Source organism: Marinomonas pontica, assembly GCF_026191375.1.
GTDB lineage: Bacteria > Pseudomonadota > Gammaproteobacteria > Pseudomonadales > Marinomonadaceae > Marinomonas > Marinomonas pontica.
On the sequence record NZ_JAODTL010000025.1, the window covers coordinates 41,677 to 61,611 of the forward strand.

The following is a 19,935-nucleotide window of genomic DNA, read 5'->3' on the forward strand; positions in this document are numbered from 1 at the left end:
TGCTAAGAAGGCGCTTTTGAGCGTCTTTTTTTATGTGACGACGGTGTTGTAGAAGTCGTTGTTTTTCGTGCGCTTGGTGTTTTCTTAGGAGATGACGTTTTACGTTTTGCGAATGGGTTTTTAGTGGGCGCGGGTAAATTTTGTAATGCTGATATGGGCATATCACGCGACGCTGTTAATAGGTGATTTAAATTGCTTTCTAATTGTGTCATGAACTCTTGGTAGCTTGCTTCACCAAGGCTAATGCCATTCAATGCGGCTTCCCATTTCGCAGTCATGTCTGGTGTGACGAGCTGTTCTGGCAAGCAGTCAATAAAAGCTCGGCCAGTCTGACTGGCGTGAATTTGTTTGCCTTGTCTTATTAAAAAACCACGTTTGAACAGCAGTTCAATAATGCTGGCTCGTGTTGCTTCAGTGCCAAGACCATCCGTTTCTTTGAGGATTGCCTTGATGTCTTTGTCGGTGACGAATCGACTAATGCCAGTCATGGCGGCCAGTAACGTGGCGTCTGTGAAAGCCGCGGGAGGCGTAGTGATTTTTTCTTGTACTTGACCTTGGTCACACCACAAAGCGTCATTTTTGTTCAGCTTTGGCAGTTCGTTCTGATTTTCATCTTCTGTGTCTTTGTTCTTACCTTTGTTTGGCAGTAATGCTTTCCAGCCTAGTGCGATAGGCGTATTTCCTTTTGCTTCGAAAAGCCCACCTTCAATGTCTACTTTAATATAAGACGCTAGATAGTCGTAATCTGGGTAGAACTGCATGAGATATTGACGAGCGATCAGGTTAAACACCAATGCTTCTGTTTTGGAAAGAGACGCGGCTTTATGGGCTTGTGTGGTGGGGATGATCGCGTGATGGGCGGTTACTTGTTTGTCATTCCAGGCTTTGTTTTTTCGCGAAGCGTCCGCGTTCTTTGCTCCTTGCTGGATGTCCCCACCAGATCGAACAAGCGCATCGATGATCGCTGGTGCGTCTTTGTGCTGTTGAGAGGGTAAGTAACGACAATCCGATCTGGGGTAGGTGATCATTTGGTGGCGTTCATACAGTGTTTGACAGGTGTCTAGCACTTGCTGTGCGGAGAGCGAAAACGCCTTTGCTGCATCAATCTGCAATGCAGATAAGCTGTATGGAAGCGGTGCTGATTGTTTTTTTTGTTTGTAGTTCGCGTCAATGACAGTGGCCGGTTTATTGCTGATGCGATTGGCGACATTTTGTGCAAGCGGTAGACTCAGTACACGATTTTCTTCGTCCATATAAGGGCGACATGCGTCACTTGGAAGCCATTTTGCTTGGAAACTTTCACCTTGTGGTGTTTGTATGTTTGCCCATACCTGATAAAAGTTCTTAGGAACAAAGGTTTCTCGTTCTTTGTCACGCATGGCAACCAGTCCCAATATGGGGGTTTGCACGCGACCTATGGATAACACTCCCTGATAGCCCGCTTGTCGGCCTTTAATGGTATAAGCACGAGTGAGATTAAGACCATACAACCAGTCTGCCCGAGCGCGACCCAGTGCCGAACGAGATAAGGCTGCAAATTCCGTATTTGAGCGCAGAGTATTGAGCGCCTTTTTAATCGCTGCGGGGGTCAAGTCATTGACCAAAAGTCGCTGAGTGTTTTTGAGTTTCTGCGCGGGAACCTTGGTGTAATGCAGTACTTCATCAACGAGCAATTGACCTTCACGATCCGGGTCACCGGCATGAACCAAGGTTGTGGCTTTTTTGATGAGTTTTTTGAGAATGCTAAGTTGCTTTTTGGTGTTGGCTTTTTCCTGCCATTGCCAGTCGTCGGGGATAATTGGCAAGTGGTCTAGATTCCAGGTTTTATACGCTGGGTTGTATTGATGAGGTTCGGCCTGTTCAAGCAAGTGTCCTATGCACCAGCTGATGCAGTCTCCATTGGGTAACCAGATGCAACCTTCTTCTTTCTTTTGAGGAGAGGGGAGTGCTGCGGCAATGGCACGAGCAAGGCTGGGTTTTTCGGCAATATAGAGAATCATAGATACACTTACTGTTTATATATACAGTAAGTGTATCTAAGAGAAACAACAGTGGCTAGCGTAAACCGCTATTTAATTAGTGCAACTTCTATTTAATAGGTACAACTAAGACAGGAATACTGCTGCTATGGATGACTTTATTTGCGGTGGAGCCAAGAATCATCTGCCCTAATCGGCTGTGGGTTCGGCTATTCATAACGATTAAGTCGGCATTGTGCTCTTTTGCTACTTTCTGAATGGATTCAGCTGGCATGCCATTGACAATCACTGTCTCTGGCGCTTGGCTCAAATCATCAAGCTCACTGGCGTATGCTTCCATGAATTCAGACAGCGTTTTTTGCGCTCGCGCGTTGATCTCCGCCACGGCATCTTTGCGCATTGCCGTTCTGACTTCTTCCGTGATGTAGTTGTTAATCATGTTCGATGCTTGAGCGTTTAATGGCTCCATAGCGTGCATTAGAATGACTTTGGCAGCATTGGTTTTTGCTAAGCTCATAACAAGTGCCATTGCTGATTGAGTGTGGTTGTCCAGATCGCAAGCATAAACAATGGTGTTAATTTTAGGTAACATGGCAAGATCCTCTTTTATGTTCCTATAGCATATTCCATTTCGCTTTAACTGCTCTGATCTAGATCAACGATCATTGTGCTTAATGGTTGCGCTGTGTCTGATAGTTTGTGAATGTTTTTGTCACTGTGATTCGCAAATAAAAAGCAGCTCATCGACGACACTAAAATGAAACTGATAAACAACACTCCCCAATAATCGGTTGGCTTTTTGGGATCTGTGTATCTCTTGGGAGACGGGATAAAGCTTTTGGATTTCATAGCGTCCTCCTGAAGGATGTTAGAATCTTTAGATGATAATGAATATCATTTAATAAATCTATGGTGCTGATTAATATATTTTCATATGTCAGTAACAGGGAAGGGAGATTTGAAAAACAAGCTCATAAGATTTGCCTATGTTATGATGTGCCTTCCATTTTTAGTAACCGAATAAGAGAGTGTAAACATGTCAGAACTGTCGTTCGACTCTAACGAAGCAAAAATTGCATACGGCATTGGTCGTCAAATTGGTGATCAACTACGTGGTAGTGATCTAGGTGAATTGTCTTTGACTCACCTTTTTGCAGCGATCGAAGATGCTTTAAATGGCGTTGAAATGCGCGTCCCTGGTGCAGAGCTAGAAGCAGCTTTTGCTGAGCTTCAGCAAAAAATGGAAGAAAAAGGTCGTGCTGCGTCTGAAGAAAACGTAAAGGCAGGCGAAGACTTTCTTGCGGCAAACAAAGCAAAAGAAGGTGTGCAAACGACACAAAGTGGTCTTCAGTTTGAAGTACTGGAAGAAGGTACTGGCGCTACTCCTGTTCGCGAAAACACCGTTCGAGTTCATTACGAAGGTCGTTTGATTGACGGACAAGTATTTGACAGCTCTATTGCTCGTGGCGAGCCAATTGAGTTCCCTTTAACGGGTGTAATTGCTGGTTGGACTGAAGGTCTACAGTTGATGAAAGAAGGTGCAAAATACCGTCTTACTATTCCTGCTGAGTTGGCGTACGGTGCTCAAGGCGCTGGTGCGATGATTCAACCTTTCTCTGTGTTGCAATTTGATGTTGAGTTGATTGCGATTGTTTAATTAAACAATCCAAAGTCTCTAACGTAACATTGAGCGCAATAAACCGAGTCACTCTGCCTGAGTAACTCGGTTTTTTATTGTCTTCTTTCTTTAAATATCGCGTTCCATGCGAATGTGTAATTTACCCGCGCCTAAAAAGACTTTTCCATCCGTGTGAAAGTTCTGCTTTTCATAGAAGGTTTGCACATCGACTAAGGCATTCAAAAAGACTTTTCGGAACCCCATTTCCCTCGCAACTTTGATCGCACGGATGAGTAGCATTTCACCGTACCCTTGGTGGCGGTAGGCGGGTAAAACGGCCAGTTTGCTAATTTGGCCATCTTCCGTTAATCGACAGGTTCCAGTCGGGACTGCGGTGGTGCCAAAAGACACAAAATGCACCGCGTCTTCATCTTGATCATCCCATTCTTCTTCTGCAGGAATGCCCAGTTCAAGAATAAAGACTTGCTTGCGCACAAAACTAAGCTGGTCTTTACTGCTGTTCCAGTCTGATGTTAATACCTTCATATGAATGCCTTCATTTTTTGTCCTTTTATTCTTCTGACGCGACCAACTCGATTAGCCCTTGCTGACGAATAAAAAAGCGCACGAGAGGCTCTAGATCACTGTTTTGTGTCAAATCCAAACCAGAGAAATCGAATTCAACTTGGTGGCAAACGGCTTCGACAAAACCGGTTAGCTCCGCATCAACCAGTAGATTTTCACCATTGCAAAATACGCGAATTTTTGCGTTATCGTCAGCACTTTGTTGCACATAATAACAAATGCGCGCATCACCCGGGCGAAGGAAGGTTTGGCCTTGTGTTGCGTTTGTGAACGCCTCGTCAAGTTCGTCTTGGTTGAGCGGTGCAAGATACTCAGGGTATTTGCTTTCGCTCATGGTCTCGCCCAGCCATTCTGCTAAGAGGTCAGGTTGATTCACTAGGCGAGCAAGCTGATCTTGTAAGTACTGAATGTCATCTTTACTGATGTGCGCACTGTGTTGACGGTTGGCGGTTTCTGGTGCGGCAAAACGATCTTTCACGTTGTCTGTTTCACAAATTTTATCGCGGATGCCAGTTAAGACATCTTGCATGCTTGGCGCACGAAAGCCGATGGAATAGGTCATGCAATCATCGTCTAACGCACGACCATTATGAGCAAAATTTGGGGGTAAATAGAGAATGTCGCCCGCTTCAACTTCCCAGTCCATGTCTGGATTAACGGTAAAATTATCGAGAATGTGCAGCTTAATGTTTGGAATGGCCGAGTCTTGGTATTCGTCTGGAGCGAGTACTTGCCAGCGGCGTTTACCAGATACTTGCACTAGAAACACATCGTATTGGTCATAATGTGGGCCAACGCTGCCGCCTTCGGTTGCGTAGCTGACCATCACATCGTCTAAGCGCCAGCTTGGTAGAAACTCAAATTGTTCTTTTAGGTTTTGAATTTCTGGTACCCAATGATCAACGGCTTGGACTAACAAGGTCCATTCTTTCTCGGGTAGGGTGGCAAATGTGTCTTCGGTAAAAGGCCCTTGGCGCATTTCCCATGGTCTTAGCCCATTTTCGATCACAATACGAGATTCAATGTCTCCTTCCATTGCCATACCAGCAAGCTCATCGGCTTCAAGAGGCAGAGTGAAGTCAACAAGACCACCGCGAATCAATAGCGGCTTTTTTTGCCAATATTCGTCGATAAAGATTTGGGCTGTCATGCCACCAAGAATAGCCAACGGTGTATTTAGGTCTGTCATAAATCGCTCATTAAAAAGAACAAAGAAAGTAGTGATATTGCTAAAGATTAGTAGTTTTAAAGGCAAAAAGAGCCGATAAATCGGCTCTTTTTATTACGCTTATTCAGAGTTTGTTTTAGCTACGGATCGCTTTTGCTTGTGCCACAGCATTACCGATATAGGTCGCAGGCGTTAGCTTTTTTAGCTCAGCTTTGGCTTGTTCAGGCATTTCTAGCGTATCAACAAAGGCTTCGATCGTTGCTTGGTCGATAGCTCGGCCGCGCGTTAGCTCTTTTAGCTTCTCGTATGGAGATTCGATGCCGTAACGACGCATGACGGTCTGAATTGGTTCTGCCAATACTTCCCATGCATTGTTAAGGTCTGCTTCAAGACGAGGCGCATTGATTTCCAATTTGCTGATGCCTTTTAGAGTTGCTTGGTAAGCGATTAAGCTGTGAGCCAAACCAACGCCAAGGTTACGAAGAACCGTGGAATCCGTTAGGTCGCGCTGCCAGCGAGAGATTGGCAATTTAGCGCTCAAGTGACCCATGATTGCGTTTGCAATGCCCAAGTTGCCTTCGGAGTTTTCGAAGTCGATTGGGTTAACTTTGTGAGGCATGGTCGAAGAGCCGATTTCGCCAGCAATGGTTTTTTGCTTGAAGAAGCCCATGGAAATGTAGCCCCACACATCGCGGTCGAAATCGATCAAGATGGTGTTGAAGCGACAAATCGCATCGTACAATTCAGCGATGTAATCATGTGGCTCGATTTGAGTCGTGTAAGGGTTCCATGTCAAACCTAAAGACGTAACAAAAGCCTCAGCGTGTGCTTGCCAATCCACATCTGGGTAAGCAGAAAGGTGAGCGTTGTAGTTGCCCACTGCACCGTTGATTTTGCCTAAAAATTCAACGTTTTCGATTTGCTTAAGTTGACGGCTAAGACGTGCTGCTACGTTGGCCATTTCTTTACCAACTGTGGTTGGTGATGCGGTTTGGCCGTGTGTGCGAGACAGCATAGATTGCTCGGCGTGCTCGATGGCTAGATCTTGGATCGCTGTGATGACGTTTTTAAGCTCTGGAGCAATGCCTTCTTCCAACGCTTCACGCAACATCAAGGCATGAGATAGGTTATTGATGTCTTCTGATGTACAAGCAAAGTGAACAAACTCAGAGATAGCAGCAAGTTCTGTATTGTCTGCCATTTTGTTCTTGATGAAATATTCAACCGCTTTGACATCGTGGTTCGTGGTTTTCTCAATGTCTTTAATGGCTTGTGCATCGGCTTCACTGAAGTTTTCAGCAAGCTGATCCAGCAGAGCACTCGCTTCATTACTCAATGCAGGAACTTCGATGATTTGTGGGTGTTTGGCAAGAGCCTGTAGCCAGCGAACTTCGACTATGACTCGCATACGCAGCAAACCATACTCGCTCACGGAGCGACGTAGTACGTTTGTTTTCGATCCGTAACGACCGTCGATAGGGGAAATTGCATTTAAGCTAGTTAATTCCATTGAGATAACGCCTCGAACATGGTTTTCAGGGAGCCGCTATTATAGGCAAAAGCGGACTCTACCGCTACGCCAGTCTGAAAATATGCATGGATCGGCTTGGCTTTTCTCCGCCGCTGATGCGCATTTTTGCTGTGTTGGAATGGACACTTAGTGTCTTTTTGTAAATGCAGACTTTTTTTTGTTACTGACTCGGGATTTTTGTTATTTGTCGATGCCTTATTCTTTGCACGCTTGTATGATGCGGCGAATAAATAATACGGTCATGTGTTTCTTTTAAAATGCGGGCTGTTTTGATCACTACTTAGGAAAATTATAATGAAGATCAGTCGAATAATGAACTTGGTTATTGCCATAGTGTTGATAGCTTTATCTTCTCTTTATGCCATTACTCAACTTAGTTTGAATAAGAATAAAGAGGCCATCCGACACCAAGCTGTGTTATCTCAGGCGGTGTCAACGATGAAAGACGCTCGCTACTATGTTGTACAGGTTCAGCAGTTTTTGACTGATATGGGCGCTACTCGGGGAGACGATGCTTTACCTGAGGCCGATGCGAGCATGAAAAGCGCAATGCAAAGCTTGAAAGAGCTTGAAAACATTATTCCAGCGTATCGCGCCCGTGTACTAGAGCTAGAAAAAAAATTAAATAACGTAAACAAAGTCGGCCGTGAAATGGCGTACGCTTATATTCAAAAAGGTACTGAGGCCGGCAATAACCTGATGAAGGGCCCTGGTGGACTGGACGAAGAATCGGCTCAGTTGGCTGAGTCACTGGAAAAAATTGCGGATGAACTGACAGCGCAATTTGCAGAAAGTGAGCGGGTATCGATTGCGGCGTTAGAAAATTCTGAATTCCTGTCTTTAATCAGCAGCTTAATTTCTGGTGTAGTAATTGTTGGTGTTATTTTGATTTTGCGTCGCCGCATACTGCCGAGATCTGAACTCGCTTGAATCGTCACTGCATAATATTTCTGTTGGTGCGCGTGATTTAACGGTTCGCTTGGATGACAAAGGTAAAGACGAATTGGCGTCGGTCGCGCACAGTTTTAACGTCTTTATTAAAGGTATACAGGACCTGGTGGTTACTCAGCAAGGACAATCTACTCAGTTGTCTGTGGCGGGCGAGCAAATGTTGGTGGCTTCTAATAAAACGCGAACAGGCATGCAAGGGCTGCAAAAAGAAACGTCTGGTATTGCCAGCGTCGTAGCAGAGATGCAAACCACAGTTCGTCATGTAGCAGACAGTGCTGATGCGGCGGCGAAAGCGGCAAAGGAATCGGACAGTATCGCAAAAGAAGTGGAAAGCGTGGTTAATAACAGCGTTGTGTCCATACAGCAATTGTCTGAAGGCGTTGAAAAGGCATCCCGCGTACTGCAAGCCTTGGAAAAAGAAACCACGGATGTCGGTAGTATTTTAGATTCGATTCGTGGCATTGCGGATCAAACCAATTTGTTAGCATTAAACGCAGCGATTGAAGCAGCGCGTGCCGGTGAGCAGGGTCGTGGTTTTGCGGTAGTTGCTGATGAAGTTCGTACGCTTGCGCAACGTACTCAAGATTCCACAGAACAAATTCAGGTGATGATTACCCAATTGCAAAAAGGCTCTCAAGATGCCGTGCTGGTTATGGGGGAAAGTAAGCAGCAGGCTGAACAAAGTGTTGCTCAGTCATTAAAAGCAAAAGACGCCTTGTATACGATTACGTCTTCTATGGGGAATATTTCCTCTATGGCGATTGAAATCGCATCGGCAATGGAGCAGCAAGCTGCGGCATCAGAAAACATTGATGGGCGAATTCGCTCTATTCGCGATGAGGCGGAATTGACCAGTGTTAACGCTGAACAGTCAAATGTGGCGGCTAAGCAAGTATTAGGGCAATCGAAAGCGTTGTCTGATCTTATCTCAAGCTTTAAAGTGTAGTTTTAAGGCTCGTTCTTCGTTCTGTCTTTTAGGGTGGCTATTACTAGAGTATCTCCAATAGTCATAACGGATTCTACAGAATAGACAAAGAAAAGCCCGAGTAACACTGTTACTCGGGCTTTTTCATAGCTGTTTACTTAATCAATAAGCTTAAAGCGTTGCTAATGCTGTATTAAATGTCGCACTAGGACGCATGATCTTAGCCACTTCATTTAGATCCATGTGGTAGTAACCAGATAGACCAGAAGGCTTACCTTGTACTGCCGCCAGTTCCGCAACAATCTTATCTTCGTTATCAGCAAGTTGTTTCGCTAGTGGTGCGAATTTCGCTGCTAATGCGGCATCTTCAGTTTGTGCTGCAAGCTCTTGTGACCAGTAAAGTGCTAGGTAGAAATGGCTACCACGGTTATCGATTTCACCCACTTTACGAGACGGTGACTTGTTAGTGTCTAGTAACTTTCCTGTTGCTTTATCTAGGCACTTAGCAAGGATTTTTGCTTTCTCGTTGCTGTGCTTAATGCCAAGCTCTTCAAAAGACACGGCCACAGCAAGGAATTCACCCAGAGAGTCCCAACGAAGGTAGTTTTCTTCCATTAGCTGTTGAACGTGCTTAGGAGCAGAACCGCCCGCACCCGTCTCATACATACCGCCGCCGTTTAGCATGGGTACGATAGACAACATTTTCGCAGACGTGCCCAACTCTAAGATTGGGAACAAGTCAGTCAAGTAGTCACGTAGAATATTACCCGTTACAGAAATGGTGTCTTTACCACGAATGATGCGCTCCATAGAGAAACGGATTGCTTCGTTGTAAGACATGATGCGAATGTCTAGACCCGTTGTGTCATGGTCTTTTAGGTACAATTCAACTTTTTTGCGAAGACCGTTGTCGTGTGGACGAGCCTCTTCTAACCAGAACACAGCCGGTGTGTCAGACTGACGAGCGCGAGTAACGCCTAATTTCACCCAGTCGCGAATGGCCGCGTCTTTGGTTTGGCAAGCGCGCCAGATGTCGCCTTTCTCAACATTGTGTTGCATCAGAACGTTGCCATTTGCGTCTACAACGCGCATAACACCATCGGCCTTCATTTCGTATGTCTTGTCGTGAGAACCGTACTCTTCTGCTTTTTGTGCCATAAGGCCAACGTTTGGCACTGTGCCCATTGTAACAGGGTTGAATGCGCCGTTAGTTTTACAGAAGTTGATGGTTTCTTGGTAGATGCGAGCGTAAGTGCTGTCTGGAATAACGGCTTTCGCATCGTGTGCCTTGCCATCACGGCCCCACATTTTGCCAGAGTTACGGATCATTGCAGGCATAGAAGCATCAACGATAACGTCGCTTGGTACGTGTAGGTTAGTGATGCCTTTGTCTGAATCAACCATGGCTAACTCAGGACGTGTTTTATAAACGTCTTGAATCGCTTGTTTGATTTCTTCTTGCTTTGCTTCAGGAAGTGTTTTGATTTTATCATAAACACTGCCTAAGCCGTTGTTTGGGTTTACGCCGATTTCTTTGAAAAGTTCGCCGTATTTTTCGAATACGTCTTTATAGAAAACCGTGACCGCGTGACCAAATACGATTGGGTGAGACACTTTCATCATGGTGGCTTTTAAATGCACTGACCACATAATGTTGTCTTCTTTCGCTTCTTGTAACGTTGCTTCAAAGAAAGCGCGAAGTTTTGTGCAGCTGATGTTCATGCTGTCTAGGATTTCGCCAGCAAGAAGAGGAAGTGACTTTTTCACTTCAACGGAACCGTCTTTGCCTACGAATTCAATATTAACGGTTTGAGCGGAATCCATTGTTACGGATTGCTCAGAAGAGTAGAAATCGCCATCACGCATGTAATCAACGTGAGAAACCGAAGTTTTGCTCCATTTGCCCATTGAATGAGGGTTTTTGCGAGCGAAGCCTTTTACTGCTGCTGGTGCACGACGGTCAGAGTTACCTTGACGTAGAACAGGGTTTACCGCACTACCAAGCACTTTAGAGTAACGCGCTTGTACGTCTTTTTCTTCGTCAGTTTGTGGGTTTTCTGGGTACTCAGGTAGACCGTAACCTTCCGCGTTCAACTCTTTAATTGTAGCGTTAAGTTGTGGTAAAGATGCACTGATGTTTGGCAGCTTAACAATGTTTGCTTCTGGGTTTGCTGTTAGGTCACCTAGGAATTTTAAGCCGTCTTCCGCTTGTTTGTCCGCTGGAAGTCGATCTGAAAAAGCAGAAATAACACGACTAGCCAAAGAAATGTCTGTCAGTTTTAGTTCGATGTCTGCTTCTTTAGCGAATGCGCCAAAGATAGGAAGTAGAGACGCGGTAGCCAAAGCTGGCGCCTCGTCAGTAAATGTATAGTAAATGGTTTGTTTCGTTGACATGTAATTCCCCTAACATTTTAGGCATTAGCCTATTGAATCGAAGATGACTTTTAGCCGCCATTCCCTAATTTAAACTGCTCTTACAGGTTAACCCGCACAGGTTAAAAATTTGTACAATATACTACCTAAAAAACGAAGGTAGAGATATTGGCTGTCAGATATAGTGGAAATTGATTTCAATTATTGTATTGCTGGCGTTTCGATTTTGGTGATTTTTAAACATAAAAAAGACCCAATATTGGGCCTTTAAAGTATTAACTGCGTGACTCTAATGCAGTCAATAAAGCTTTGCGTTTAAAAATCAAATGCCAGCGTTTTCCACCTAATTGTCGCCATAGCATGGCGGCTCGAATCCCCGACATTAAAATAGCTCGAACTTGATTGGCGACGTGCGGTTGTTGTAAAAACCGGCTGTCTCCGTGAACTTGAATGCGAAAAGATAGCTTGCTCAAGGTGTCTTGGTACATACCAGAAATAGACGCCAACATATTTTCATGGAGAACGCTGTCATAATGCGCTTTTTTCTGCTCGATTTGCCCAATTTTTTGACCAATCAACGACAGCATTTCTGGCGCTTTTGATAACTTGTTTTCTAGATGAATCAGACTCAGAGCGTATCTTAATGTGTCAGGGTTAACGCTGCTGCGTTCTTTTCCTAATGCTTGTTTGGTAATTCGTCTGCCCAGTGCCAGGTTGCTTGAACAATCCCATTGGCCGCCGTAAATGTCTTCTGTAGAGGCCGCATTCACCATTAAAAGGCTCTCTAACAATGGCTGTAAGCTGGCATTGTCAACTTTCCCGGTTTTAGCGAGGACGGCCACGAGCTCAGCGGCTTGGAAAACAGCTGATAGGGCAATGGTTTGCTCTTTTTCTCTGCTACTCACGTTTTCTCTCTTAATAATTACTTGTTAAAGGCGACGTTGATGATGCCGCCACCTAGGCAAATTTCATCTACGTAAAACACAACAGACTGCCCTGGTGTGATGGCTCTTTGTGGTTCGACAAAAGAAACTTCAACACGGCCATCGGCCAGCTCATTAATAGTGCAATCTTGATCCGCTTGGCGGTAACGGCATTTGGCTTTGCACGTCAGTGGGAAAGCAGGTTTTTCTCTCGCTACCCAATCAAAATTGTCAGCAATTAAGTGGGTTTTGAATAAGGATTCATGTTGGCCGCCTTGCGTCACGATCAATACATTGCGCTCTAGATCTTTTTCAACCACATACCATGGATCGTCTGAGTATTTAGCGAGACCGCCAATGCCTAAACCTTGGCGCTGACCAATAGTGTGGTACATCAAACCATGGTGGCGAGCAATTTTGTCACCTTCTAGTGTTTCTATGTCGCCTGGTTGAGCAGGCAAATATTGCTCTAAAAAGTCTTTGAAGCGGCGTTCGCCGATGAAGCAAATACCTGTGCTGTCTTTTTTATTGTGAGTGACCAAACCAAACTCTTCGGCTAAGCGGCGTACTTCTGGTTTTTCTAACTCGCCAACAGGGAACAGTGTTTTGGCAATTTCGTCCTTGCCAACGGCGTATAAAAAATAGCTTTGGTCTTTATTTCCATCCAAGCCTTTTAAAAGAAGAGGCTGTCCATCTTTTTCACCACGACGAACGTAGTGGCCGGTGGCGATGTAATCGGCATTAAGCGCCATGGCGTATTCTAAGAAGGCTTTAAATTTGATTTCTTTGTTGCACAAAATGTCAGGGTTTGGCGTCCGTCCCGCTTTGTATTCGGCCAGAAAATGTTCGAAAACGTTGTCCCAGTATTCTGCAGCGAAGTTCGCCGTGTGCAGCTTGATGCCTAACTTATCGGATACGGCTTGTGCATCGGCCAAGTCGTCTTTGGCGGTGCAATACTCTGTGCCATCGTCTTCGTCCCAGTTTTTCATGAAAAGACCTTCAACCTGATAACCCTGTTGCATCAAGATAAGTGCAGATACAGAGGAGTCGACACCGCCGGACATACCGACAATGACTTTTTTGGAGCTGTTTGCGTTATTCGCAATAGGGCTTTCTTTCATGTGCTGTGATTTCTCGACTGTTATATTCGCGAAGCGAAGAGGCATGGCCTCAGATAAATTAAATGTCCGTTATTGTATCACTTTCTTGATCTAGGCACAGGCCGAAGAAATTGATTCGATACAAAAGATAAAGGGATAATGGGGTTGTTAAATGAATCTTCAATACAGGTTTTAATTAATGGGCTGCGATGGGGGAGTGCCATAATTTCTTCGTAGCTTAACCAATGGCTTGAAACAATGTCGTCATCGAGCGGTTCGTGGGTTTCGTTCATGGCCTCGCACAATACGCACAGGCGATGATAGGTATCTGCGCCTTCGAAAGGGGTGAAAGCGTACATGCCAAGCAGGCCGATAGGTTTCACTAGCCAGCCTGACTCCTCTTTTGCTTCGCGAACAACCGCGTCTAAAACGCTTTCGTTATTTTCGACGTGGCCGGCTGGCTGGTTTAGGACTAGGTTTCCGTCTTGCCATTCCTTCACCATGAGATACTTTGTTTCCTTGGTGTCTTTGTTGACCTTTCTCACTAGGGCGGCGACGGTTAGGTGAGGCAGCCTTTCTCTTTCTTTGTTCTTCAAACTGAGTGACCTCTTTAAGTAGGTTGTCTGTTGGTTCTATGTAGTTCCACTCGCCGATGGCTGTATTATCTAAAGTGTAGGGTCCAATGGCGTAGCGAATCAGTCGCAATGTAGGAAAGCCGACAGCCGCGGTCATTCGGCGAACTTGTCGGTTTTTACCCTCGCGGATTTGCAGTGATAACCAGCTCGTCGGGATGTTTTCTCTATGGCGAACTGGGGGAACTCTTTCCCATATGTCTGGTTCTGTCATGCGTTCTGCTTGGGCGGGTTTGGTCAGGCCATCTTTTAACTCAACGCCTTGTCTTAGTTTTGCTAATGCTTCATCAGAAATATCGCCTTCCACCTGAACCCAGTAGGTTTTGGGGAGTTTAAAATCTGGAGAGGCAATGATGTGTTGTAATGCCCCTTGATTCGTTAGCAGTAAAAGGCCTTCTGAGTCAAAATCTAGTCTTCCAGCGGGGTAAAACTCAGGGACATTAATGTACTGAGCAAGGGTGGTTTTATCGCCTTCAGCAGAGAACTGGCTGAGTACACGAAAGGGCTTGTTAAAGAGAAGTAAATTTGAGGGCATGAGTTCTGCAAAGGTTTTTGATGTGGTACGAAGTAAAAAAAGAGCCGAGTTGGCTTATCTTACTCCCCCTAAATGAGAGAGTAAGATACCAAATTTGTCCTTGGATAGCGACGTGGCTGGCGGTTATGCGAGCTGAGTTTTCTTAATGTTTTCGGTTGCATCCTCTTGATTTGAGACGGTGGGGTTGATTTCAATTGCGTGTAACCCTCTTTCGCCTGGTTCCACATCAAATGTGACAGCTTGTCCAGCTTTTAAGGTTTTATAGCCTTCAACATTGATGGCAGAATAATGAATAAATAAGTCTTCATTAAAATCCTCAGAGACAATAAATCCGTATCCTTTCGCATTGTTAAACCACTTCACTGATCCATGATGCATGAGCCACTCCTTATCCACTCAGAACATTGTTTGCCCTGTATCGGGCGGTTTAAAGTAAAATATAGTCCGGATAGCGTAGATTGCTAAATAGGTGCAAATTGTTTTTAAAGAATCAATGCTAGAATTTTACTCATAAACATTGATTGCACATTTGATCACCCCAATAAAGAGCGTAGAAGCCCTTTTGGCATTTGTAAAATCCAAGTGGTAATCTGTTTTGCATTAGCAGACGTACATAATGTTGTATAAATACGCCGCAATGTGTCTTATCTGGCAGATTGCGTGAAAAATTGTAGCCTCAGAGGCGTGGAATGATTGTAGATCAACAAATTAGACTAGTATCAGAAGATGACGAACAGCATGGGCATTCCAGTATTGCGATTGCACCGGAAGAAACGGAACTAAAACCGCCTTCTATGTATCAAGTGGTGCTGTTCAATGATGACTATACGCCAATGGATTTTGTCGTATTTGTGTTACAAAGGTTTTTTTCTATGGATGGGGAGAAGGCTAATCAGGTAATGTTAGAAGTACATATGAAAGGGAAAGGCGTTTGTGGAATTTATCCCTTTGATATTGCTGAAACGAAAGTAGCAATGGTACAACAGTTCGTGGAACAAAATGAGCACCCCTTAATGTGTGACCTACAAAAGGTCGACTGATTCAGAGTGAGGGAATAGCAATGTTAGATAAAGAACTAGAGCAAACCCTGAATACGGCTTTCAAAGCGGCGCGAGACAAGCGCCATGAATTCATGACGGTGGAGCATTTACTACTTGCTCTTATTGAAAACGGCGCTGCTTCAAGCGTCCTTAAAGCATGCGGTGTGAATTTAGACACCCTAAGTAAAGAACTCGAGGAGTTTGTAGACAGTACAACGCCTCTTATTCCTGAAGACGACGAAGAACGTGAAGTTCAACCTACTTTAGGGTTCCAGCGTGTATTGCAGCGCGCTGTTTTTCATGTGCAATCCTCTGGAAAACGCGAAGTAACTGGTGCGAACGTGCTTGTGGCGATTTTTAGCGAACAAGAAAGTCAGACTGTCTACTTATTAAAGCGACATGGTGTGGCGCGTATTGATGTTGTGAACTACGTCGCGCACGGTATTTCCAAAACAGGCGATGCATCATCTCAAGACTTGGATCACGAGGATGAGGCAGAAGATACTGCCACTGCGCCACTGCAAAAATTTGCCACCAACCTTAATGAAGAAGCCAAAGCAGGGAAAATAGACAAGCTGATTGGCCGTGAATACGAAGTTGAGCGAGTGATACAAACATTGTCTCGTCGTCGTAAAAATAACCCTCTTTTGGTGGGTGAATCGGGTGTGGGTAAAACGGCCATCGCAGAAGGTTTGGCTAAGCGAATTGTTGACGGTCAAGTGCCGGATGTTATCGCGGATGGCGTTGTTTATTCCTTGGATTTGGGGGCGTTATTAGCAGGCACTAAATATCGTGGTGATTTTGAAAAACGCCTAAAGCAATTGCTTGGTGAGCTGAAAAAGCTTCCAAACGCGATACTGTTTATTGATGAAATTCATACCATTATTGGGGCTGGCGCCGCATCGGGTGGTGTTATGGATGCTTCTAATCTGCTTAAGCCCGTCTTGAGTTCAGGTGGTTTGCGTTGCATTGGCTCAACAACGTTCCAAGAGTTTCGTGGTGTGTTTGAAAAAGATCATGCGTTGGCGCGTCGTTTCCAAAAAATCGATGTGAACGAGCCGAGTGTGGATGACACATACCAGATTCTGAAAGGCATCATCGGGGCGTTTGAAGAGCACCATAAAGTGAAGTACGAAGAGCCAGCGTTGTTGGCTGCTGCAGAGCTTGCTCAGCGTTATGTAACTGATCGTCATATGCCAGATAAGGCGATTGACGTTGTGGACGAAGCGGGTGCGTATCAGCGGCTGCAGCCGGAAGATAAACGTAAAGCGGTGATCACGGTCGCGGATATTGAAGATATCGTTTCCAAAATCGCGCGAGTGCCAGTAAGGGCGGTAAACTCTGATGATAGACAAGTACTGTCTAATCTTGAGCGAAACCTGAAAATGGTGGTGTTCGGGCAAGACAATGCCATTGATTCTTTATCCGCTGCGATCAAATTATCTCGTGCTGGCTTGAAGGCAGAACAAAAACCGATAGGTTCTTTCCTTATGGCAGGCCCAACAGGGGTTGGTAAGACGGAAGTTACTAAGCAGCTTGCGAAACAGTTGGGGCTTGAGCTTATCCGCTTTGATATGTCTGAGTACATGGAGCGTCATGCGGTGTCTCGATTGATTGGTGCGCCACCAGGGTATGTTGGTTTTGATCAAGGTGGTTTGCTAACAGAGGCAGTGACGAAGAACCCTCATAGTGTCGTGCTGTTGGATGAGATTGAAAAAGCTCACCCAGAAGTCTTTAACTTGCTTTTGCAAGTGATGGATCATGGTACCTTGACGGATAATAACGGACGCAAGGCGGATTTCCGTAACGTGATCTTAGTGATGACATCCAACGCTGGGGCAGAAGAACTGGCTCGACGTTCAATTGGATTCTCTAGTCAGGACAACTCAACCGACGGTATGGAGGTGATTAATCGAACCTTTACGCCTGAATTTAGAAACCGCCTAGACGCTGTGATTCAGTTTCAGCAACTGGATGAACGTATTATTTTCAATGTGGTTGATAAGTTCTTGGTGGAGCTGCAGGCGCAACTAGACCCTAAAGGTGTCCTACTGGAAGTATCGGATACGGCAAGAGGCTGGTTGGCGAATAAAGGCTATGATCGTCAAATGGGTGCTCGTCCAATGGCGCGAGTGATTCAGGAGCATCTTAAAAAACCGCTCGCAGACCAAATTTTATTTGGCGACCTGCATGATGGTGGACACGTCAAAGTGGCGTTGGATGAAAAGAGTGATGAACTTAAGTTCGAGGTGATTAAAGAGGCTGTTGTTCATTAAACTGTCACAAAACGAACTCCGTCGATCTTGTGGGTCGTGATTAGCGCGTCAAGGTTTTTGGTTTAGTGTTATCGGTCTTTTGACGGCCTAAAGGCCGACCTACAGGTATTAGCGACATAAAAAAACCGGACAGGGTCCGGTTTTTTTATGTCATTCATTTAAATAGCGTGTATTACGCTGTTTAAATTAACGTGCGCGGTAAACAATACGGCCTTTTGAAAGGTCGTAAGGTGTTAGTTCCACTTTTACCTTGTCGCCAGTCAAAATACGAATGTAGTTTTTACGCATTTTACCAGAGATATGTGCAATCACGACATGCCCGTTTTCTAATTCGACGCGGAACATGGTGTTAGGCAACGTATCAATGATAGTGCCTTCCATTTCTAAGCCTTCTTCTTTTGCCACAATGTGTGTCCTATAGTGTTAACTTACTATTGTTTAGTAGACGCCGACCTGCAACAGTGAAGGTCTGCAGACGAAGAAAAAGAGGTTTTTCTTGGCCGATTGAGCGCTAAATATCTAATTGATGATTGTGTATTTAGCGACGTCTGAATTTTGATCGAGCGTATTTTGCCTAAAAATGCAGCGTAAGGCAAACCTAGTTGCACGGTTAAGGTGTCTATTTTTAATCTAGATCGGCTGTTTTTCTGGATTATTGCCCATCTTAATCAGGTAAGCGTTCTTTTTAATGTTAGGTATGAGTTGTTCTAAAGCGGCGCAGAATTGAACGCGGGGATGCTATTCGCACCAAGCGTTAACAAGTGGTCTGACTCCACTTGGCAGTCTATCAGTTTGATGTTGCTGTTTTTGCTGAGGTCGCAAAAAGTTTTGAGCGCAATTTTTGATGCATTTGGCACCAACGAAAACATGGATTCACCAAAAAACATATTTCCCATGGCCACGCCATAAAAGCCACCAACCAGCTTATTGTCTAGCCAGACTTCTATTGAATGGGCGTAGCCTAATTTGTTTAATTTTGTATACGCCTTCTTAATGTCCTCTGAAATCCACGTGCCTTCTTTGTCGGCTCGCAGCGCTGAACAATGCCCGATGACAGATTCAAACGCCTGATTCACCGAAAAACACCAACTTTGCTTCTTTAAGGCCTTTTTAAGGGACTTAGCGGTATGGAAATCGTTTGGTGACAAAACGCATCTTTCTTCAGGGTGCCACCACAAAATAGGATCTGGATCACTAAACCATGGGAAAAAGCCTTTACTGTAGAGATGAAGTAATCGGGTTGTGCTTAAATCTCCCCCAATTGCTGACAAGCCTTCTGGGTCTTGTAACGCTTTTTCTGGGTTAGGGGTGTCGTACGGTGACTCGGAAAGCAATATTAGCTCATGTGGCTCGTTATTTGCTGAGGAAGGCATAGTGTTTCGGTTGTCCTAAGGCGATCGCGAAATGGTCTGTCAATTATAGTTTTTTTGGGCTGAAAAACTATCCTCAGAAAATTTTTGCAGAAAACACTAAAGAAAAAAACCGTATACCGATATGAAAAGTAAGGAAGAAAAGGTATTCGACTTGCGACTTGTTGACACAATGTTATGCTTAATTCGTTACATTGTGCATGAAAAATCGATTTTTTTTGTTCTTTGATGTCCTGGTTGAGTGTTTTTCACTCAAAAAAGGGGGCAAAATGAAAAAAGAGAAAAAAGTGCAAGGAGTGCTTGACCAGTAATGGAAAACTTGGTTTTAATCGATGCAGTCCTAAACGGTAGTTCGAAAAGATCATTGAATACGGTGTTGGGAACTACAGATAATTTGCTTTTTGGCAATTGTCACAAAAGTGAAACTGATCGGTTTTAAGATACACGAGTCGTTGATTTAACAACGTTTCTTGGTTAGACGAAAATCAGTCAAAAGGTCTACAAGACCACATAATATAATATAAAGGGGAATCTTGAATGAAAGCGATTAAACTTGCTTCTGTGTTTGCGGTATCTGCTGTTGCTGCTGCCGTTTCTACTGCTACTTTTGCTGCTGATGCAATCATCACTGGTAATGCTGGCATTGAATATGTAACTAATGATAATGGCACTAGCGAACTTAGTGGTACAAATGAAGGTGAACTAGAGCTTCAAATTGATACTGGTATTGTTTACGCTGAACTTGAATTTGCAACTAACGGCGGTACTGCTGAAGCTGGTGAAGGCGTAGATATCGGTCTTGAGAAATTGTACGTAAAACAAGGTGCAGTTTCTTTCGGTCGCTTCGACGGTACTGTAGCGACTGGCTCTTTCATGGGTATGGATGAGTACTACGGTGGTGTTGATCTAAGTACTTCTGGTGATACTGA

Annotated in this window: 19 protein-coding genes and 1 pseudogene; 6 read left to right on the forward strand and 14 right to left on the reverse strand. The window is 44.6% G+C overall.

The genetic code is table 11. The features are described 5' to 3' along the window. Positions 1 to 2: 2 nt before the first annotated feature. The 3 genes from N5P32_RS05485 to N5P32_RS05495 form a co-directional block, all read right to left on the reverse strand. The gene (locus N5P32_RS05485; protein ID WP_265728122.1) at positions 3 to 2,000 is read right to left on the reverse strand and encodes a DNA topoisomerase III; all 1,998 of its coding nucleotides are present in this window, start codon (positions 1,998 to 2,000) and stop codon (positions 3 to 5) included. An 88-nt stretch (positions 2,001 to 2,088) separates the two neighbouring features. Then, entirely contained in the window at positions 2,089 to 2,571 is a 483-nt protein-coding gene (locus N5P32_RS05490) for a universal stress protein (protein ID WP_265728123.1), read from the reverse strand. A 44-nt stretch (positions 2,572 to 2,615) separates the two neighbouring features. Beyond that, the gene (locus tag N5P32_RS05495) at positions 2,616 to 2,828 is read right to left on the reverse strand and encodes a hypothetical protein (protein WP_265728124.1); all 213 of its coding nucleotides are present in this window, start codon (positions 2,826 to 2,828) and stop codon (positions 2,616 to 2,618) included. Between the two features lie 187 nt (positions 2,829 to 3,015). Between N5P32_RS05495 and N5P32_RS05500 the strand changes: the two genes are divergently transcribed. Beyond that, positions 3,016 to 3,636 (forward strand): FKBP-type peptidyl-prolyl cis-trans isomerase, encoded by a 621-nt coding sequence (locus tag N5P32_RS05500; protein ID WP_265728125.1) that lies wholly within the window; start codon positions 3,016 to 3,018, stop codon positions 3,634 to 3,636. Positions 3,637 to 3,726: 90 nt separating this feature from the next. On the opposite strand, the gene N5P32_RS05505 is transcribed toward N5P32_RS05500, so the two are convergent. The 3 genes from N5P32_RS05505 to purB form a co-directional block, all read right to left on the reverse strand. Next, complete coding sequence (locus N5P32_RS05505) at positions 3,727 to 4,143, reverse strand: GNAT family N-acetyltransferase (RefSeq protein ID WP_265728126.1); 417 nt, start codon at positions 4,141 to 4,143, stop codon at positions 3,727 to 3,729. Between the two features lie 25 nt (positions 4,144 to 4,168). Further along, positions 4,169 to 5,371, reverse strand: coding sequence for a cupin domain-containing protein (locus tag N5P32_RS05510; protein ID WP_265728127.1), 1,203 nt, complete (start codon positions 5,369 to 5,371; stop codon positions 4,169 to 4,171). Between the two features lie 115 nt (positions 5,372 to 5,486). After that, positions 5,487 to 6,860 carry an adenylosuccinate lyase gene (gene purB / locus N5P32_RS05515; RefSeq protein WP_265728128.1) on the reverse strand — a complete coding sequence of 458 codons (1,374 nt, stop codon included), beginning with the start codon at positions 6,858 to 6,860 and terminating at the stop codon, positions 5,487 to 5,489. A gap of 315 nt (positions 6,861 to 7,175) precedes the next feature. On the opposite strand from purB, the gene N5P32_RS05520 reads away from it, so the two are divergent. Both N5P32_RS05520 and N5P32_RS05525 read left to right on the forward strand, forming a co-directional pair. After that, positions 7,176 to 7,811, forward strand: coding sequence for a hypothetical protein (locus N5P32_RS05520; RefSeq protein ID WP_265728129.1), 636 nt, complete (start codon positions 7,176 to 7,178; stop codon positions 7,809 to 7,811). A gap of 16 nt (positions 7,812 to 7,827) precedes the next feature. After that, positions 7,828 to 8,778, forward strand: coding sequence for a methyl-accepting chemotaxis protein (locus N5P32_RS05525; protein ID WP_265728141.1), 951 nt, complete (start codon positions 7,828 to 7,830; stop codon positions 8,776 to 8,778). 150 nt (positions 8,779 to 8,928) lie between these two features. On the opposite strand, the gene N5P32_RS05530 is transcribed toward N5P32_RS05525, so the two are convergent. The 6 genes from N5P32_RS05530 to N5P32_RS05555 form a co-directional block, all read right to left on the reverse strand. Then, positions 8,929 to 11,151 carry an NADP-dependent isocitrate dehydrogenase gene (locus tag N5P32_RS05530; protein ID WP_265728130.1) on the reverse strand — a complete coding sequence of 741 codons (2,223 nt, stop codon included), beginning with the start codon at positions 11,149 to 11,151 and terminating at the stop codon, positions 8,929 to 8,931. Between the two features lie 254 nt (positions 11,152 to 11,405). Continuing rightward, entirely contained in the window at positions 11,406 to 12,035 is a 630-nt protein-coding gene (gene hflD, locus N5P32_RS05535; protein ID WP_265728131.1) for a high frequency lysogenization protein HflD, read from the reverse strand. A gap of 17 nt (positions 12,036 to 12,052) precedes the next feature. Next, positions 12,053 to 13,174: a tRNA 2-thiouridine(34) synthase MnmA gene (gene mnmA, locus N5P32_RS05540; RefSeq protein WP_265728132.1), complete on the reverse strand. Its 1,122-nt coding sequence runs from the start codon at positions 13,172 to 13,174 to the stop codon at positions 12,053 to 12,055. Between the two features lie 77 nt (positions 13,175 to 13,251). Further along, positions 13,252 to 13,656 (reverse strand): NUDIX domain-containing protein, encoded by a 405-nt coding sequence (locus N5P32_RS05545; RefSeq protein ID WP_265728133.1) that lies wholly within the window; start codon positions 13,654 to 13,656, stop codon positions 13,252 to 13,254. After that, on the reverse strand, positions 13,592 to 14,320 hold the full coding sequence (locus tag N5P32_RS05550; RefSeq protein ID WP_265728134.1) for a pseudouridine synthase: 729 nt from the start codon (positions 14,318 to 14,320) through the stop codon (positions 13,592 to 13,594). The genes N5P32_RS05545 and N5P32_RS05550 overlap by 65 nt, the downstream gene beginning before the upstream one ends. Positions 14,321 to 14,443: 123 nt before the next feature. Then, positions 14,444 to 14,698, reverse strand: a complete 255-nt coding sequence (locus N5P32_RS05555) for a cold shock domain-containing protein (protein ID WP_265728135.1) — start codon at positions 14,696 to 14,698, stop codon at positions 14,444 to 14,446. Between the two features lie 311 nt (positions 14,699 to 15,009). Between N5P32_RS05555 and clpS the strand changes: the two genes are divergently transcribed. Together clpS and clpA are read left to right on the forward strand one after the other, a co-directional pair. Then, positions 15,010 to 15,360 carry an ATP-dependent Clp protease adapter ClpS gene (clpS, locus tag N5P32_RS05560; RefSeq protein ID WP_265728136.1) on the forward strand — a complete coding sequence of 117 codons (351 nt, stop codon included), beginning with the start codon at positions 15,010 to 15,012 and terminating at the stop codon, positions 15,358 to 15,360. Positions 15,361 to 15,380: 20 nt separating this feature from the next. Continuing rightward, entirely contained in the window at positions 15,381 to 17,636 is a 2,256-nt protein-coding gene (gene clpA / locus N5P32_RS05565) for an ATP-dependent Clp protease ATP-binding subunit ClpA (protein ID WP_265728137.1), read from the forward strand. Positions 17,637 to 17,822: 186 nt separating this feature from the next. On the opposite strand, the gene infA is transcribed toward clpA, so the two are convergent. Both infA and aat read right to left on the reverse strand, forming a co-directional pair. Next, on the reverse strand, positions 17,823 to 18,041 hold the full coding sequence (infA, locus tag N5P32_RS05570; RefSeq protein ID WP_012070936.1) for a translation initiation factor IF-1: 219 nt from the start codon (positions 18,039 to 18,041) through the stop codon (positions 17,823 to 17,825). Positions 18,042 to 18,343: 302 nt separating this feature from the next. Continuing rightward, positions 18,344 to 19,009 carry a leucyl/phenylalanyl-tRNA--protein transferase gene (gene aat, locus N5P32_RS05575; protein ID WP_265728138.1) on the reverse strand — a complete coding sequence of 222 codons (666 nt, stop codon included), beginning with the start codon at positions 19,007 to 19,009 and terminating at the stop codon, positions 18,344 to 18,346. 534 nt (positions 19,010 to 19,543) lie between these two features. Here aat and N5P32_RS05580 point away from each other — a divergent pair. After that, positions 19,544 to 19,935, forward strand: a pseudogene (locus N5P32_RS05580) (hypothetical protein); the annotation flags it as partial.

Coding starts and splice junctions, on each gene's coding strand:
- N5P32_RS05485 (WP_265728122.1), bottom strand. CDS start 2,000: ATGATTCTCTATATTGCCGAAAAACCCAGCCTTGCTCGTGCCATTGCC.
- N5P32_RS05490 (WP_265728123.1), bottom strand. CDS start 2,571: ATGTTACCTAAAATTAACACCATTGTTTATGCTTGCGATCTGGACAAC.
- N5P32_RS05495 (WP_265728124.1), bottom strand. CDS start 2,828: ATGAAATCCAAAAGCTTTATCCCGTCTCCCAAGAGATACACAGATCCC.
- N5P32_RS05500 (WP_265728125.1), top strand. CDS start 3,016: ATGTCAGAACTGTCGTTCGACTCTAACGAAGCAAAAATTGCATACGGC.
- N5P32_RS05505 (WP_265728126.1), bottom strand. CDS start 4,143: ATGAAGGTATTAACATCAGACTGGAACAGCAGTAAAGACCAGCTTAGT.
- N5P32_RS05510 (WP_265728127.1), bottom strand. CDS start 5,371: ATGACAGACCTAAATACACCGTTGGCTATTCTTGGTGGCATGACAGCC.
- purB (WP_265728128.1), bottom strand. CDS start 6,860: ATGGAATTAACTAGCTTAAATGCAATTTCCCCTATCGACGGTCGTTAC.
- N5P32_RS05520 (WP_265728129.1), top strand. CDS start 7,176: ATGAAGATCAGTCGAATAATGAACTTGGTTATTGCCATAGTGTTGATA.
- N5P32_RS05530 (WP_265728130.1), bottom strand. CDS start 11,151: ATGTCAACGAAACAAACCATTTACTATACATTTACTGACGAGGCGCCA.
- mnmA (WP_265728132.1), bottom strand. CDS start 13,174: ATGAAAGAAAGCCCTATTGCGAATAACGCAAACAGCTCCAAAAAAGTC.
- N5P32_RS05545 (WP_265728133.1), bottom strand. CDS start 13,656: ATGGTGAAGGAATGGCAAGACGGAAACCTAGTCCTAAACCAGCCAGCC.
- N5P32_RS05550 (WP_265728134.1), bottom strand. CDS start 14,320: ATGCCCTCAAATTTACTTCTCTTTAACAAGCCCTTTCGTGTACTCAGC.
- N5P32_RS05555 (WP_265728135.1), bottom strand. CDS start 14,698: ATGCATCATGGATCAGTGAAGTGGTTTAACAATGCGAAAGGATACGGA.
- clpS (WP_265728136.1), top strand. CDS start 15,010: ATGATTGTAGATCAACAAATTAGACTAGTATCAGAAGATGACGAACAG.
- clpA (WP_265728137.1), top strand. CDS start 15,381: ATGTTAGATAAAGAACTAGAGCAAACCCTGAATACGGCTTTCAAAGCG.
- aat (WP_265728138.1), bottom strand. CDS start 19,009: ATGCCTTCCTCAGCAAATAACGAGCCACATGAGCTAATATTGCTTTCC.